The organism is Angustibacter sp. Root456 (assembly GCF_001426435.1).
Classification (GTDB): Bacteria; Actinomycetota; Actinomycetes; order Actinomycetales; family Angustibacteraceae; genus Angustibacter.
In genome coordinates this window covers 277401-292269 of the sequence record NZ_LMER01000014.1, presented here as the reverse complement: position 1 = coordinate 292269, position 14869 = coordinate 277401, and the positions used below count along the sequence as shown (strand labels likewise).

The following is a 14869-nucleotide window of genomic DNA, read 5'->3' as shown; positions in this document are numbered from 1 at the left end:
GTGGACAGGCTCCAGCCCGGGCGCTGGCGACATTCGCCGGTCCGGCAGCGGCGGGCGTTGCCTAGGCTCAGCGGCATGGCACCTCACGCCGGCCCGCTCGCCGGCCTCGTCGTCGTCGACCTCACCCGCGCGCTCGCCGGGCCCCACGCCGCCATGATGCTCGGCGACCTCGGGGCCCGCGTCATCAAGATCGAGAGCCCGACGGCCGGGGACGACACGCGTGGATGGGGGCCGCCGTTCATCACACCCGACACCGACCCCGACCACCCCGTGTCGACGTACTTCCTGTCGTGCAACCGGAACAAGGAGTCGGTGGCGCTCGACCTGAAGTCCGACGACGGACGCCGCACCCTCGAGTCGCTGGTGCGCCGCGCGGACGTGCTGCTCGAGAACTTCCGCACCGGCGTCCTCGACCGGCTGGGCTTCTCGGCCGAGCGGCTCCTCGCACTCAACCCGCGTCTGGTCGTGCTGTCAATCAGCGGCTTCGGCCACGATGGGCCGGAGGGCGGACGCGCCGGCTACGACCAGATCGCCCAGGGCGAGGCCGGGCTGATGTCGCTCACGGGCTCGGGCCCGGACGACCCGCAGCGGGTCGGTGTGCCCATCGGCGACCTGCTGGGCGGCATGTGGGGTGCGTACGGCGTGCTGGCCGCCCTGCTCGAGCGCGAGCGCACCGGGCGCGGCCAGGTGGTGCGCACGTCGCTGCTCGCGGGCATCGTGGGCGTCCACGCCTTCCAGGGAACGCGCTACACCGTCGCCGGGGAGGTGGGGCGCGCGGCGGGCAACCACCACCCGTCCATCGCGCCGTACGGTCTGTTCCACTGCCGCGACGGTGCCGTGCAGCTGTCGGTGGGCAGCGAGGGCCTGTGGCGCCGGTTGTGCGCGGAGTTCGACATCGACCCTGACACCGACGGGATGCGCACCAACGCCGAGCGCGTCGCGCACCGAGACGACGTCATCGCCGTCATCGAACGCGCCTTCGCCGACCACGACAGCGCCACGCTGCTCGAACGCCTTGCGACAGCGGGGATCCCGGCCGGTCGAGTGCGCACCCTGGACGAGGTCTACGAGTGGGAGCAGACCCGCAGCCAGGGACTGCTGGTCGACGTCGAGCACCCCACGCTCGGCCCGATCACACTGCCGGGGCCGCCGTTGCGGTTCTTCGCCGCCGACGGCGACGAGACCACCAAGCGCGACCACGCCGCGCCGCCGCTGCTGGACGCCGACCACGCGCGAGTGCTGGCCTGGCTGGACGACGACGGCGAGCAGCCGCTGCAGGCCGAGAAGCCATGAGCGCCAGGCGGCCCAGCGCGCTCGAGCTGTTGCAGCTCGTGATGGACGACGGCTCGCTCGCCTCGTGGGACGCGCCACCCGTGCCGGTCGAGACCTCCGAGGACTACGCACGTGAGCTCGCCGGGGCGCGCGAGCGCAGCGGGCTCGACGAGGCCGTCGTCACGGGTGAGGCGCGGCTGCGCGGCCGACGCGTCGCCTTCGTCGCGTGCGAGTTCGCCTTCCTCGCCGGCAGCATCGGCGTCGCGGCGGCCGAGCGGCTGGTGCTCGCCATCGAGCGCGCGACGAGAGAGGGCCTTCCGCTGCTGGCGGCTCCGGTGTCGGGCGGCACGCGGATGCAGGAGGGCACCGTCGCCTTCTTGCAGATGGTGAAGATCTCCGCAGCGATCGCCGCGCACAAGGCCGCCGGCCTGCCGTACCTGGTGTACCTGCGCCATCCCACCACCGGCGGGGTCCTCGCGTCCTGGGGTTCCCTGGGGCACGTCACCGTGGCCGAGCCCGGCGCCCTGGTGGGCTTCCTCGGGCCGCGCGTGTACGAGGCGTTGCACGGCCAGTCGTTCCCCGAGGGCGTGCAGCGCAGCGAGAACCTCTACGACAAGGGCCTGGTCGACGCCGTGCTCCCACCCGAGGAGGTCAGCGCGGTGCTCGACCGCGCGCTCAACGTGCTGCTGGCGCCGCGCGAGGGACTGCCGGACACCGAGCCCGGCGACGACCCCGCTGTCCCCGATGTGCCTGCGTGGCAGTCGATCGAGCGGTCACGGCGTCCCGACCGCCCCGGCGTGCGGCGCTTGCTGCGGTACGCCGCGTCCGACGTCCTGCCGCTCAACGGCACCGGTGAGGGTGAGGCCGACCCCGGCCTGCTGCTCGCCATCGCACGCTTCGGCGGCGCGCCCTGCGTGTTCCTCGGGCAGGACCGCCGCGGCCAGACCGAGCTCGCCCCGATGGGGCCAGGCGCCCTGCGCGAGGCCCGCCGGGGCATGCGGCTGGCGAGCGAGCTGCGCCTGCCGCTGGTGACGGTGATCGACACCCCCGGAGCGGCGCTGTCCAAGGCGGCGGAGGAGGGTGGCCTGGCCGGCGAGATCGCGCGCTGTCTGGCCGAGCTCGTGGTGCTCGACGCCCCGACGGTGTCGGTGCTGCTGGGCCAGGGCTCCGGCGGCGGCGCGCTGGCGCTGTTGCCGGCCGACCGCGTGGTCGCCGCGCAGCACGCCTGGCTGTCGCCGCTGCCGCCGGAGGGGGCGTCGGCGATCGTCCACCGCGACGTCGAGCACGCGCCGCAGATGGCCGACGAGCAGGGCGTCAGGTCGTCCGACCTGCTGGCGCACGGCATCGTCGACCGCGTCGTGCTCGAGCTTCCCGACGCCGCCGACGAGCCGGAGGCCTTCTGCGTCCGGCTCGGTGAGGTGCTGCAGCAGGAGCTCGTGGGTCTGTTGCGGGCAGCGCCCGAGCAGCGGCTGGCCGACCGGCTGGCCCGCTACCGCCGGCTCGGTCTGTGAGCCGGTGCCGGGTCGCGACGTGCGGCGAATCCTGACCAATCGTGACGCCGGGTGTGGGTACAGGTCTCCATGACGCGGCCGCACCCGCCTCGCCTAGGTTTCACCTCGTGCGAGTCCTCGTAGCCCTCGGCGGCAACGCCATGACGTCACCGGACGGCGCTGCCCGGCCGGGTGACCAGATCGCGGCGGTCACGGTGGCGATGCAGAAGGTCGCCGACCTCATCGCCGCGGGCCACGAGGTCGTGCTGACGCACGGCAACGGACCCCAGGTCGGCAACCTGCTGGTGAAGAACGAGCTCGCGGCCGCCGTCGTGCCGCCCGTTCCGCTCGACTGGTGCGGCGCGCAGACGCAGGCGACCATCGGGTTCATCGTGGTGAACGCGCTCGAGCGCGCGCTCACCCAGCGCGGCGTTCGCCGTCCGGCTGCCGCGATTGTCACCCGCACGCTCGTCGACGGCGACGATCCCGGCTTCACCTCACCCACCAAGCCGGTGGGCCGGTACCTGTCGCGCGAGGAGGCCCAGGTGCTCGTCGACCACGGTGAGGTGTGGCAGGACCGCGGTGAGCGCGGCTGGCGCCGCGTCGTCGCGTCACCCGAGCCGCTCGAGGTGCTGGACGCCGCAGCCGCCCGTGCGCTGGTCGACGCCGGCTACGTCGTCGTGGCGGCCGGAGGTGGTGGCATCCCGTGCGTGCGCGACGACGACGGCTCCGTGCGCGGTGTCGAGGCGGTCATCGACAAGGACCTCACGGCCGCGCTGTTCGCCCGCTCGCTCGACGCCGACGTGCTCGTCATCGCCACCGACGTCGCCCACGTCGCCACGGCGTGGGGCACCGACGACCAGCGCGAGCTGGGCGCCGTGTGCGTGGGCGAGCTGCGCGGGCTGGCCGCCGCCGGCGAGTTCGCGAGCGGCTCGATGGGCCCCAAGGTCGAGGCCGTCTGCCGGTTCGTCGAGGCCGGGGGACGTCGGGCCGCCATCTGCTCGCTCGACGACATCGCCGCCGCGGTGGCCGGGGACGCCGGCACCGTCGTCGGCCGCTGAACCGCTCGATCCATCCGACCCATCGCGAAGGAGCTCCCATGCCGCAGGCCATCGAGGTCCGCAAGGTGCCCATCCTCAACGTCAGCGACGCCAGCGGCCTCGCCCAGCTCATCGACGACGGCGTGCTCGAGGCCGACCGCGTCATCGCCGTGATCGGCAAGACCGAGGGCAACGGCGGAGTGAACGACTACACCCGCATCATCGCCGACCGCGCGTTCCGCGAGGTGCTGGTGGCCAAGGGCTCACGGTCGGCCGAGGAGGTCAAGCAGGTGCCGATCGTGTGGTCGGGCGGCACCGACGGGATCATCAGCCCGCACGCCACGGTCTTCGCGACCGTGCCCGACGACCAGGTCGAGGGCACCGACGAGCCTCGGCTCACGGTGGGTTTCGCCATGAGCGAGGTGCTGGCGCCCGAGGACATCGGCCGCACCGCCATGATCACCAAGGTCGCCGATGCCGTGACGGTCGCGATGGAGCGAGCCGGCATCACCGACCCCGCCGACGTGCACTACGTGCAGACCAAGACGCCGCTGCTGACGATCCACACGATCCGGGACGCCAAGAGCCGCGGCAAGACGGTGTGGACGGAACACACCCACGAGTCCATGGACCTGTCGAACGGCTGCACCGCCCTGGGCATCGCCGTGGCGCTCGGCGAGATCGAGATGCCGCGCGACGAGGACGTCATGCACGACCGCTCGCTCTACTCGTCCGTGGCGTCGTGCTCGTCCGGCGTCGAGCTCGACCAGGCGCAGGTCGTGGTGGTCGGCAACGCCCGCGGCGTCGGTGGCCGGTACCGGATCGGCCACTCGGTGATGCGCGACGCCCTGGACGCCGACGGCATCTGGGCGGCCATCAAGGACGCCGGCCTCGACCTGCCCGAGCGGCCGCACCCGTCCGACCTCGACGGCCGGCTCGTCAACGTGTTCCTCAAGTGCGAGGCGTCGCAGGACGGCGTCGTGCGGGGTCGTCGCAACGCCATGCTCGACGACTCCGACGTGCACTGGCACCGGCAGATCAAGTCGGCGGTGGGCGGCGTGACGGCGGCGGTCACCGGCGACCCGGCGGTGTTCGTGTCGGTGTCGGCGGCTCACCAGGGCCCGGACGGCGGGGGGCCCGTGGCGGCGATCGTCGACCTCGGCGCCGAGCCCACCGGCTACCGCCCGCCCACCCCCTGACCCCTCCCTCGCNGTGCATGATCACGCCCGGAGGTCGGCGGTGATCATGCACGCCAGCGCATTCGGGTGCCCTTAGGCTGGGGGCGTGAGCCTGGCCGTCCGCGTGATCCCCTGCCTCGACGTCGACGCCGGGCGCGTCGTCAAGGGCGTCAACTTCCGCGAGCTGCGCGACGCGGGCGACCCGGTCGAGCTGGCTCGCCGTTACGACGCTGAGGGGGCCGACGAGCTGACCTTCCTCGACGTCACCGCCTCGAGCGACAGCCGCGCCACGACCTACGACGTCGTGTCACGTACCGCGGAGCAGGTCTTCATCCCGCTCACGGTGGGGGGCGGCGTGCGCTCCGTGCAGGACGTCGATCGCCTGCTGCGCGCGGGCGCCGACAAGGTGGGCGTCAACACCGCGGCCATCGAGCGCCCGCAGCTGGTGGCCGAGGTGGCCGACCGCTTCGGCGCGCAGGTGCTCGTGCTGAGCGTCGACGCGCGCCGCTGCGCACCGGGCACGGTCACCGACTCCGGCTTCGAGGTCACCACCCACGGCGGGCGCCGGGGCACCGGCGTCGACGCGGTCGAGTGGGCCGCGCGCGCTGCCGCGCTCGGTGCCGGTGAGATCCTGCTCAACGCCATGGACGCCGACGGCACCAAGCAGGGCTTCGACCTCGACCTCGTCCGCCGTGTCCGCGAGGCGGTCGACGTCCCGGTGATCGCCAGCGGGGGAGCGGGCCGACCCGAGCACTTCGTGGCCGCCGTCGACGCCGGGGCCGACGCCGTCCTCGCGGCGAGCGTCTTCCACTTCGGCGAGGTCAGCATCGCCGCGGTCAAGCAGGCCCTGGAGGCAGGCGGCCACCCGGTCCGCCGCGTGTCACAGCCCTGCGGCTGACCCCTGCAAGCGCTCGACGGCGTCGTTCGGGCCGTCGAGGTGCACCTGGGCCACCGATCGGCGTCCGAACGCCCAGAGCAGCAGCTCGGCCGGCGCACCCTCCACGCGCACCAGCGGGTGACCGCGGTGCACCAGCGTCCGGCCGTGGCCGGGCGCGACGAGCTCGACGCCACAGGGCGCCTGGCGAAGTGCCAGCCGGCCCGCCATCGACAGGGCGCGCCACAGCGCCCGCTGTTCGGCGTCCGGCAGCTCACGTGCCGTCCACCCGGGCTGCGCGCGCAGCACGTCCTCGTGGTGCACGAAGAACTCCGCGGTGTTCATCGCCTCGTCGACGGTCGGCACCCGAGCGGGGTGCCACCTCGGTGGCCCCTGTCGCACCTGGTCGACCAGCCCAGACCACTCCCGCGAGGCCACACCGGCCTGCACCGACTCGCTGTACTGCGCCAACGGCGGCAGCACCAGGCCAGCGGCGGCATCCGGACGCCTCTCACGCACCACGAGGTGCGCCGCGAGGTCGCGCGCCGACCAGCCCGCGCAGAGCGTGGGCACGTCGGGGCCGGTGGCGAGCAGCGTGTCGCTCAGGGCGAGCCGCTCGGCGCGGGCGTAGTTGGTCATGTCCAGCATCCTCGCACCCGTGTCCGGGACCCTCGCGTGAGAGGCTGTGCAGGCCGCGCCAGCCCCCCAGAGAGAAGGACCGTGCAGACCTCGCTGACCACCCGCCCCTACACCTTGCGACGGGGCCTGTTCGTTCTCGGACAGGGCATTCGGCAGGCTCCCGGCATCTTCACGCTCGCCGTCGTCGGCAGCGCTCTGTACGGCGTCATGACGGCAGGTACCGCCTGGGCGCTGGGCAAGGTGACCCGCGACGTGATCTCGCCCTCGCTGCGGTCGGGCACGCTGGACGGCGGCCGGCTGGCCGGGGGCGCGGGCCTGATGGCCGCCGTCGCGCTGCTGCTCACGGTGGGCGTCATCCTGCGACGGGTGGCGGCGGGTGTCACGGTCTACGACCTCGGCGCGCTCTACCGCCGGCGGGTGACGGCGCAGTACCTGCGACTGCCGCTGTCGTGGCACGGCCGGCACCCGACGGGCCAGCTGCTGTCGAACGCCAACGCCGACGTCGAGGCCACCTGGCAGGTGTTCGCGCCGCTGCCCATGGCGATCGGCGTCGTGGTGATGCTCGTCGTCGCGGCGGTGTCGATGGTGCTGGCCGACCCCGTGCTGGCCCTCATCGGCTTCTGCGTCTTCCCGCTGGTGTTCGTCGTCAACGTCGTCTTCCAGCGCTTCATGTCGCCGCGCGTCACGCGTGCCCAGCAGCTGCGGGCCGAGGTGTCGGACGTCGCCCACGAGAGCTTCGACGGCGCGCTCGTCGTCAAGGCGATGGGTCGCGAGGCGGCCGAGACCGAGCGCTTCACCGTGGTCACCCGGCGCCTGCGCGACGCCAACATCGCGGTGGGCCGCACGCGCGGCGTCTTCGACCCCGTGATCGAGGCGATCCCGAACCTCGGGACGCTCGCGGTGCTGGCCGTCGGCACGATGCGCGCGTCGTCCGGATCCGCCAGTGCCGCCACCGTCGTGCAGGTGGCGTACCTGTTCTCGCTGCTGGGGTTCCCGGTGCGAGCGCTCGGGTGGGTGCTCGGCGAGCTGCCGCGCAGCGTGGTGGGCTGGGATCGCGTCCAGTCGGTGCTCGACGCCGAGGGCGGCCTCGCGTACGGCGACGCCTACCCCGAGGTACCAGGCCCCGCCGGCCTGTCGCTGCGCCAGGTCGACTACGCCCACATCGACCTCGACGGCCAGCCGGTGCCGGTGCTGCACGACGTCAGCCTCGACGTCGAGCCGGGCAGCACCGTGGCCGTCGTCGGTGCCACGGGGGCCGGAAAGTCGACCCTCGCCTCGCTCCTGGTGCGGCTCGCCGACCCCGACCGCGGCGTGGTCAGCCTCGACGGCACCGACGTGCGCGAGCTCGCCGAGGGGGCGGTCGCCTCGAGTGTGGCGCTGGTGCCCCAGCAGACCTTCCTCTTCGACGACTCCGTGCGCGGCAACATCACGCTCGGCGACCCAGCGCTCGAGGACGCCGACGACCGTCGGGTCTGGGCCGCACTGCGGCTGGCCCAGGCGGACGGCTTCGTCGCCGCGCTGCCGCACGGTCTCGACACCCACGTCGGTGAGCGGGGCGCGACGCTGTCGGGTGGCCAGCGCCAGCGGATCGCGCTCGCCCGAGCCCTGGTGCGTCGTCCGCGACTGCTCGTTCTCGACGACGCCACCAGCGCGGTCGACCCGCGCGTCGAGGCGGCGATCCTCGCCGGGCTGCGCGAGGCCTCCGACGGCACCACGGTGGTCGTGGTGGCCTACCGCAAGGGCACCATCGCCTTGGCCGACTCCGTGCTGTTCGTGTCGCAAGGCCGTGTGGTCGACCGCGGACCGCACGCAGAGCTGACGCGGCGCAACGCGGCCTACCGCAACCTGGTCGAGGCCTACGAGCGCGAGGCGGCCGAGCGAGAGCTGGTCGACGCCGACGAGGAGGCCTCGGCATGAGCGTCTCGAGCACGGTCGGCTCCACCGAGCAGCCGTCGGCCCTCCACACGCTGCGCCGAGGCGTCGAGCTCTCGCCCGAGCTGCGGCAGGGCAGCTGGCTGACGCTGCTGCTCGCTGGCGTCGCGACCCTCGGCCGGGTCATTGTGCCGTTCTCGGTGCAGCAGACCATCGACCGCGGCCTGCTCGCAGAGGGCGGCCCGGACGTCGGCAACGTCGCTCGCCTGCTCGCGCTGGCCGCGGTGCTGGTGCTGGTGACGGCGGTGTCGGCGTACCACGTGAACCTGCGGCTCTTCCGGTCGGCCGAGAGCGGCCTGGCGACGCTGCGCATCGGCGCCTTCCGGCACGTGCACGACCTGTCGGTCCTCACGCAGAGCTCGGAGCGGCGAGGGTCGATGGTGTCGCGGGTCACCAGCGACGTCGACACGATCTCGAACTTCGTGCAGTTCGGCGGGTTGATGCTGATCCTGTCGACCCTGCAGCTCACCGTGGCGACCGCGCTCATGCTGGCGTACTCGCCGCTGCTCACCGGCGTGGTGTGGCTGTGCTTCCTGCCGGTGTTCTTCCTGGCCCGCCCGATGCAGCGGGCGGTCTCGGCCGCGTACGCCTTGGTGCGTGTGCGGGTCGGTGAGGTGCTGTCCGCGGTGTCGGAGTCCGTCGTCGGCGCGGCGACGATCCGCGCGTACGGCGTCGAGCGCCGCACCGCGGAGCGCGTCGACCGGGCGGTGAAGGCGCACCGCGACGCCGCCGTCACGGCCCAGATCCGGGTGGCCGGCGCCTTCTCGACCGGCGTGCTGGTGAGCGGCCTGGTGAGCGTCATGGTCGTCGTGGTCGGCACCTGGCGCGGCGTGCACGGGCACCTCACGCTCGGCGAGCTGCTCGCGTTCTTGTTCCTCGTGCAGCTGTTCACCGGCCCGGTGCAGATCGGCACCGAGGTGCTCAACGAGATGCAGAACGCGATCGCGGGCTGGCGCCGGGTGCTGGCCGTCGTCGACACGCCCGCTGACGTGGCCGACCCCGGGGACTCCGGCGTTGTGCTTCCGCGCGGGCCGATCACGGTGCGCTTCGACCACGTGTCGTACGCCTACCCCGAGGGCCCGACGGTGCTGCACGACGTCGACCTCGAGATCGCGCCGCGCAGCCGGGTGGCGATCGTCGGCGAGACCGGCTCAGGCAAGACGACCTTCGCCAAGCTGCTGACGCGGCTCATGGACCCCGCCACGGGTCGCGTGCTGCTGGACGGCGTCGACCTGCGCGAGGTGCGGTTCTCCAGCCTGCGCGAGCGCGTCGTCATGGTGCCGCAGGACGGCTTCCTGTTCGACGACACGCTGCTGGCCAACGCTCGGTTCGCGCGGCCAGGCGCCACGCCGGACGACGTGGTGCTCGCGTTCACCGAGCTCGGCCTGGCCGACTGGCTCGACGGGCTGCCGCACGGTCTGGCCACGCGCGTCGGCCAGCGGGGTGAGTCGCTGTCGGCCGGGGAGCGGCAGCTCGTGGCGTTGGCGCGCGCCTACATCGCCGACCCCGACCTGCTCGTGCTCGACGAGGCCACGTCGGCGGTCGACCCCGCCACGGAGGTGCGCATCCAGCGCGCCCTCGACGGGCTCACGCGCGGACGCACCTCGATCGCGATCGCGCACCGGCTGTCGACCGCCGAGGCGGCCGACGAGGTGCTCGTGGTGGACGCCGGTGTCGTCGTCGAGCGGGGCCGAGCGCGCGACCTGGTCGACGCCGGTGGCGTCTACTCGCGACTGCATGCCAGCTGGATCGCCCAGCAGCGCCTCCACTGACCTCACCCGCCGACTGGTGATGCGTTGGCGACCCTTCCGGCGTGCAGAAGCGTCGGAACGTCGTCACCAGTCGGCGGGAGGGGTCAGGGGCGGACGTCCCGGAGGTGGTGGACGACGTCGTGCAGGTGGTAGCGCGCGAGCGACGTCACCGTGAAGCGCGAGCCGTTCGACCGCCGTCCGGCTCGGTCGGCCTGCTCGGGGGTGACGCCGGCGAGCAGCTCGGCCGCCTCCTGCGCCGCAGCCGACAGCTCGCCGGCGACGGACGACGGCTGCTGGTGCTCGTAGTCGCCGTCGAGGGCGGCGACGTCCTGGTCCCAGTTCGCGAACTGCGGGTCGTCGGCGTCGAGCATCTGCCGGTAGCGCGGGCCGAACACCCGGTGCACGTCGCGGACGTGGCACGCGTACTCCAGCGGCGACCACACCGTGGCCTCCGGGCGCGCCTGCGCGTCGGCGCGACTCAGGACGTCGGCCCAGGCCTTCGCGTTGTCTCGCAACAGGTCGGGCACGTCGGCCAGGGCCACGGACGCCGACTCCAGCCCGCACTGCGGGCAGCGGCGCTCGAGCACCCACGTCCAGTCCTTGGTATCGGGCGGAATCGTCATGGGCACAATGGTGCCGTGCCCGGTCCCTCGACGTCCTCGCCCCTCGCCCCCGAGATCGCCGCGCGCCTGAAGCGCGACGCCGACGGCCTCGTGTGCGCCGTGGTGCAGCAGCACGACACCGGTGAGGTGCTCATGGTGGGTTGGATGGACGACGAGGCCCTGCACCGCACGCTCACCACCGGTCGGGTCACCTTCTGGAGCCGCAGCCGCCAGGAGTACTGGCGCAAGGGCGACACGAGTGGGCACACCCAGCACGTGCACGGCGTCGCGCTCGACTGCGACGGCGACGCGGTGCTCGTCCGGGTCGCCCAGGTGGGTGCGGCCTGCCACACCGGCTCGCGCACGTGCTTCGAGGGCCGCGACCTGCCGGTGACGGGTGCCGCCTGATGGGGGAGAACACCGACCCGGTGCCCGACCTCGCCTTCGGACGCACCTGGCCCGACCGCGACACGTTCCGGTTGCTCGCGCGCGACCGCCGCGTCATCCCGGTGGTGCGGCGCCTGCTCGCCGACGCCGAGACGCCGCTGGGGGTCTACCGCAAGCTCGCCGGTGACGAGGTGGGCACGTTCCTGCTCGAGTCGGCCGAGCACGGCGGCGTGTGGTCGCGGTACTCCATCGTCGGTGCCCGCTGCGCAGCGACGCTCACGGAGGTCGACGGCGAGGCCGAGTGGATCGGCACGCCACCGGTGGGCGTCCCGACGTCGGGCGACCCCACGGCCGCCTTGCGCGACACCGTCGCAGCCCTGCGCACGCCGGCCCTCGAGGGCCTGCCACCACTCACCGGCGGCCTCGTCGGGGCGGTCACCTACGACGCGGTCCGTCGGTGGGAGCGGCTTCCCGACAGCTGCGTCGACGACCTGCACCTGCCCGAGCTCACGATGATGCTCGCCACCGACCTGGCGGTGCTCGACCACGCCGACGGCTCGCTGCTGCTCGTGGCCAACGCGGTCAACATGGACGCCACCGACGNCGCCCGCCTCGACCGCATGGCCGAGCGGCTCGCGCGCCCGGCGGCGAGCACCGTGGCAGCTCCTGCCGACGAGCAGCCGAAGGTGCGCCCGCAGCTGTTCGACACCGAGTACGCCGCCATGGTCGAGCGCGCCAAGGAGGCCGTGCGCGCAGGTGATGTGTTCCAGGTCGTGCCGTCGCAGCGGTACGAGATCGACTGCCCCGCAGACGCTCTGGACGTCTACCGCGTACTGCGCGCGTCCAACCCCAGTCCTTACATGTACCTGCTGCGGCTGCCCACCACCGACGGCGCCGGCTACGACGTCGTGGGGTCGAGCCCCGAGGCGCTGGTGAAGGTCGACGGCCGTCGGGTCATGACCCATCCGATCGCCGGCACCCGCCCCCGCGGGGTCACCCCCGAGCAGGACGCCGACAACGCTCGCTCCCTGCTCGCCGACGACAAGGAGCGCGCCGAGCACCTCATGCTCGTCGACCTCGCCCGCAACGACCTCGCGCGCGTGTGCGACGCCGGCAGCGTCGAGGTGCTGGAGTTCATGCAGGTCGAGCGCTACAGCCACGTCATGCACATCGTCTCGACGGTCGTCGGCCGCCTGCGCGACGACCGCTCGGCCTACGACGCGCTCGTCGCCACGTTCCCGGCCGGCACGCTCTCGGGCGCTCCCAAGGTGCGCGCGATGGAGCTCATCGACGAGATGGAGACCACGCGGCGTGGCCTGTACGGCGGCACCGTCGGCTACCTGGACTTCGCGGGCGACCTCGACATGGCCATCGCGATCCGCACCGCCGTCATCCGCGACGGCGTGGCCTACGTCCAGGCCGGCGGCGGGGTCGTCGCCGACTCCGATCCGGCAGCCGAGCACCAGGAGTCGGTCAACAAGTCGATGGCGGTGCTGCGCGCGGTCGCCGCGGCCACGGCCCTGGGGGAGCGGCGCTGATGCGGGCCCGGCTGAGCGGACCGGCGGCGGCGGTGGTCCCCGCCGTGGTCGGCGCGGCGCTGACGCTGCTGGCGACGTCCCGCACGTGGGTGCAGGCGTCGATCGACGACCCGGTGGTGGGGCAGGTGACGGTGACGGCGTCGGGGCGGCAGGGCGCGCCTGTCGTGCCGGCCGTGGCGCTCGTCGCCCTGGCCGGTGCCGCCGCGTTGCTGCTGGCACGCGCGCTCGGACGCCGGGTCGCGGGCGTGCTGCTGGTACTGGCCGGTGCGGCCGGCGCCGCCGCGTCGGTGAGCGTGTTGCGGGCCCCCGAGAACGGTGTGGCCGCACTGGTGGCGAAGGCGGTGGGCGTCACGGGCACGACACCGGCGTCCCTGCAGGTGTCCGCCTGGCCGTGGCTGGCCGTGGCAGGGTGCGCCCTCGTGGCGGTGGCCGGGGCCGTGGCGGTGCTTCGGGCCGGCCGGTGGTCGGGCCCGCGCTCGCGGTACGAGGCGCCAGCCGAGCCGAGCGAGGCCGGGGGCGCTCCGGACGGCGCGCCGCTGGCCGACGAGGCGGCGGATCCGGGCACCGCCTGGGACGCGCTCAGCCGAGGTGAGGACCCCACCCGCTGACAGCGCGGCGACCTGCCACAATGGCCTGAGCCCACCGGCACACCGATCGACCTGGAGGTCACCCGTCATGGCCGAGCACGGACACCCGTCCCACGGCAACACCGTCGCGGCGTGGACCGCGGTCGGGATCCTGCTCGTCGCGGCGCTGGTGATGGCGTTCGGGGTGATCCTGGCGTCCGTCGTCGTGTTCGTCATCGGTGCCGTCATCGCGGTGCTCGGCCTCGTGGCCGGCAAGGTGCTCGCCCTGGCGGGGTACGGCGCCGCTCAGCCCGCGCAGCGGCAGGCCCACGAGGCCCGCTGAGGCCGGTGCTCGTCGACGGCGCGCTGCGCCCGGCGCTGCTCCACCGGGTCGCCGCACCGGCGTCCCTGCTGCTCGTCGCGGCCTCGGGACTCGCGGCGGTCGCCGTCCGCGATCCGCACACGCCCGGCGCGTGGGGGTTCTGTCCGTTCCTGCTGGCTACCGGCCGGCCGTGCCCCTTCTGCGGCGGGTTGCGTGCCGTGAGCGACGTCCTGCACGGTGACGTCGTGGCGGCGGCGCACTCGAACGCGCTCGTGCTCGTCGCGGTGCCGTTCGCGGTGGCGTCTCTGGTCGTCTGGCTGGTGCGTCGCTGGCGCGGGCGCGGCGACGAGCTGGTGCCCTGGGCCACCCGCGCGACGGCGCTGGGCGGCGTGGCGCTGGTGGCGGCGTTCTGGCTGGTGCGGCTGCTGCCTGGCATCGCGTGGCTCACGCCCAGCGACCTGCTCAGCCGCTAGGGTCGTCGTCGCCCGGCCGACCCACTGATGGCCGCGACACCTAGGGGAAGACCACATGACGCAGTTCCCTGGCCACGAGGGCCAGCAGCCCGAGCAGCAGAACCCGTACGGCGCACCGCCGCCGGCACCCGGGCCCAGCACACCGCCGCCCGCGCCGGGTTACGGACCGCCCCCGCCCGCCTACGGCAACGCGCCAGCCGCCGGGTACGGCTACGCGCCCGGCCCGGTCGGGGGTACGCCCGGTGGTATGGGCAAGCGCCTGGTGGCCCGCATCATCGACGGCGTCCTGCTCCTGGTGGTCTTCATCATCCTGGCCGTGCCGCTGGGGGTGTTCTCGGCGATGTCGAGCGCCAGTGACTCGGCGACGGCCGGCACCTTCAACTTCGGCGCCAACCTGGGGTTCCAGGCGCTCGTGCTGCTCATCGGCGCTGGCTACGAGATCGGCATGATCGGCGCTCGGGGCGCCACGATCGGCAAGCAGGTCATGGGCCTGAAGGTGATCAACATCGAGACCGGTGCGGTGCCCGGCTTCGGGTCCGCCGCGCTGCGCTGGCTGATCCCCTTCATCGGCTCGTTCTTCTGCGGGATCGGTGAGCTGTTGGTCTACGTCTCGCCGTTCTTCGACAACTCCGGTCGCCAGCAGGGCTGGCACGACAAGGTGGCCAAGACGCAGGTCGTTCTGCGCTGAGCCGCAGACCCTGCCGACCGACGCAGCAGGCCCCCGCCCAGGCGGGGGCCTGCTCGCGTCTACGATCGTGAGGTCAGGCAGACAGCCGACGGCCGACCAAGAGGTGGGGTGAGGGGC

15 protein-coding genes and 1 pseudogene are annotated in these 14869 nt (G+C 73.5%); 14 read left to right on the top strand and 2 right to left on the bottom strand.

Annotated features, from left to right (window positions below; translation table 11 throughout):
• The first annotated feature begins 75 nt into the window (after window positions 1–75).
• From ASD06_RS06530 to hisF, 5 genes are all read left to right on the top strand, one after another.
• Window positions 76–1293: a CaiB/BaiF CoA-transferase family protein gene (locus tag ASD06_RS06530; RefSeq protein WP_056674685.1), complete on the top strand. Its 1218-nt coding sequence runs from the start codon at window positions 76–78 to the stop codon at window positions 1291–1293.
• Window positions 1290–2783, top strand: coding sequence for a carboxyl transferase domain-containing protein (locus ASD06_RS06525; protein WP_056674683.1), 1494 nt, complete (start codon window positions 1290–1292; stop codon window positions 2781–2783). Before ASD06_RS06530 ends, ASD06_RS06525 begins: the two co-directional genes overlap by 4 nt.
• Before the next feature lie 107 nt (window positions 2784–2890).
• The gene (locus ASD06_RS06520; RefSeq protein ID WP_056674682.1) at window positions 2891–3823 is read left to right on the top strand and encodes a carbamate kinase; all 933 of its coding nucleotides are present in this window, start codon (window positions 2891–2893) and stop codon (window positions 3821–3823) included.
• A 38-nt stretch (window positions 3824–3861) separates the two neighbouring features.
• Window positions 3862–5001, top strand: coding sequence for a ring-opening amidohydrolase (locus ASD06_RS06515; protein WP_056674681.1), 1140 nt, complete (start codon window positions 3862–3864; stop codon window positions 4999–5001).
• A gap of 85 nt (window positions 5002–5086) precedes the next feature.
• Window positions 5087–5878: an imidazole glycerol phosphate synthase subunit HisF gene (gene hisF, locus ASD06_RS06510; protein WP_056674680.1), complete on the top strand. Its 792-nt coding sequence runs from the start codon at window positions 5087–5089 to the stop codon at window positions 5876–5878.
• On the opposite strand, the gene ASD06_RS06505 is transcribed toward hisF, so the two are convergent.
• Window positions 5861–6493, bottom strand: coding sequence for a TIGR03085 family metal-binding protein (locus ASD06_RS06505; RefSeq protein WP_056674679.1), 633 nt, complete (start codon window positions 6491–6493; stop codon window positions 5861–5863). The genes hisF and ASD06_RS06505 overlap by 18 nt on opposite strands.
• 81 nt (window positions 6494–6574) lie before the next feature.
• Here ASD06_RS06505 and ASD06_RS06500 point away from each other — a divergent pair, with 81 nt between their 5' ends.
• Together ASD06_RS06500 and ASD06_RS06495 are read left to right on the top strand one after the other, a co-directional pair.
• Complete coding sequence (locus ASD06_RS06500) at window positions 6575–8410, top strand: ABC transporter ATP-binding protein (protein ID WP_056674678.1); 1836 nt, start codon at window positions 6575–6577, stop codon at window positions 8408–8410.
• Entirely contained in the window at window positions 8407–10197 is a 1791-nt protein-coding gene (locus tag ASD06_RS06495) for an ABC transporter ATP-binding protein (RefSeq protein WP_082537765.1), read from the top strand. Before ASD06_RS06500 ends, ASD06_RS06495 begins: the two co-directional genes overlap by 4 nt.
• An 83-nt stretch (window positions 10198–10280) precedes the next feature.
• On the opposite strand, the gene ASD06_RS06490 is transcribed toward ASD06_RS06495, so the two are convergent.
• Window positions 10281–10799, bottom strand: a complete 519-nt coding sequence (locus ASD06_RS06490; protein WP_056674677.1) for a DinB family protein — start codon at window positions 10797–10799, stop codon at window positions 10281–10283.
• Between the two features lie 15 nt (window positions 10800–10814).
• Here ASD06_RS06490 and hisI point away from each other — a divergent pair, with 15 nt between their 5' ends.
• The 7 genes and pseudogenes from hisI (at window position 10815) to ASD06_RS06460 (ending at window position 14752) form a co-directional block, all read left to right on the top strand.
• Window positions 10815–11186, top strand: coding sequence for a phosphoribosyl-AMP cyclohydrolase (gene hisI / locus ASD06_RS06485; protein ID WP_056674675.1), 372 nt, complete (start codon window positions 10815–10817; stop codon window positions 11184–11186).
• Window positions 11186–11768 (top strand): annotated as a pseudogene (locus ASD06_RS19930) (anthranilate synthase component I); the annotation flags it as partial. The gene hisI and the pseudogene ASD06_RS19930, both read left to right, overlap by 1 nt.
• Before the next feature lies 1 nt (window position 11769).
• A partial coding sequence (locus ASD06_RS19925; RefSeq protein WP_369853693.1) for a chorismate-binding protein occupies window positions 11770–12703 on the top strand: 934 nt, incomplete at its 5' end.
• Window positions 12703–13311, top strand: coding sequence for a Trp biosynthesis-associated membrane protein (locus ASD06_RS06475; protein WP_056674671.1), 609 nt, complete (start codon window positions 12703–12705; stop codon window positions 13309–13311). The genes ASD06_RS19925 and ASD06_RS06475, both read left to right, overlap by 1 nt.
• Window positions 13312–13378: 67 nt before the next feature.
• Window positions 13379–13612: an HGxxPAAW family protein gene (locus ASD06_RS19105; protein WP_056674669.1), complete on the top strand. Its 234-nt coding sequence runs from the start codon at window positions 13379–13381 to the stop codon at window positions 13610–13612.
• Window positions 13613–13617: 5 nt separating this feature from the next.
• Window positions 13618–14064, top strand: a complete 447-nt coding sequence (locus ASD06_RS06465; RefSeq protein WP_056674667.1) for a DUF2752 domain-containing protein — start codon at window positions 13618–13620, stop codon at window positions 14062–14064.
• A 55-nt stretch (window positions 14065–14119) separates the two neighbouring features.
• The gene (locus ASD06_RS06460) at window positions 14120–14752 is read left to right on the top strand and encodes an RDD family protein (protein WP_056674666.1); all 633 of its coding nucleotides are present in this window, start codon (window positions 14120–14122) and stop codon (window positions 14750–14752) included.
• The last annotated feature ends 117 nt before the right edge of the window (window positions 14753–14869 follow it).

Coding starts and splice junctions, on each gene's coding strand:
- ASD06_RS06490 (WP_056674677.1), bottom strand. CDS start 10,799: ATGACGATTCCGCCCGATACCAAGGACTGGACGTGGGTGCTCGAGCGC.
- ASD06_RS06475 (WP_056674671.1), top strand. CDS start 12,703: ATGCGGGCCCGGCTGAGCGGACCGGCGGCGGCGGTGGTCCCCGCCGTG.
- ASD06_RS19105 (WP_056674669.1), top strand. CDS start 13,379: ATGGCCGAGCACGGACACCCGTCCCACGGCAACACCGTCGCGGCGTGG.
- ASD06_RS06460 (WP_056674666.1), top strand. CDS start 14,120: ATGACGCAGTTCCCTGGCCACGAGGGCCAGCAGCCCGAGCAGCAGAAC.
- ASD06_RS06530 (WP_056674685.1), top strand. CDS start 76: ATGGCACCTCACGCCGGCCCGCTCGCCGGCCTCGTCGTCGTCGACCTC.
- ASD06_RS06505 (WP_056674679.1), bottom strand. CDS start 6,493: ATGACCAACTACGCCCGCGCCGAGCGGCTCGCCCTGAGCGACACGCTG.
- ASD06_RS06525 (WP_056674683.1), top strand. CDS start 1,290: ATGAGCGCCAGGCGGCCCAGCGCGCTCGAGCTGTTGCAGCTCGTGATG.
- ASD06_RS06495 (WP_082537765.1), top strand. CDS start 8,407: ATGAGCGTCTCGAGCACGGTCGGCTCCACCGAGCAGCCGTCGGCCCTC.
- ASD06_RS06515 (WP_056674681.1), top strand. CDS start 3,862: ATGCCGCAGGCCATCGAGGTCCGCAAGGTGCCCATCCTCAACGTCAGC.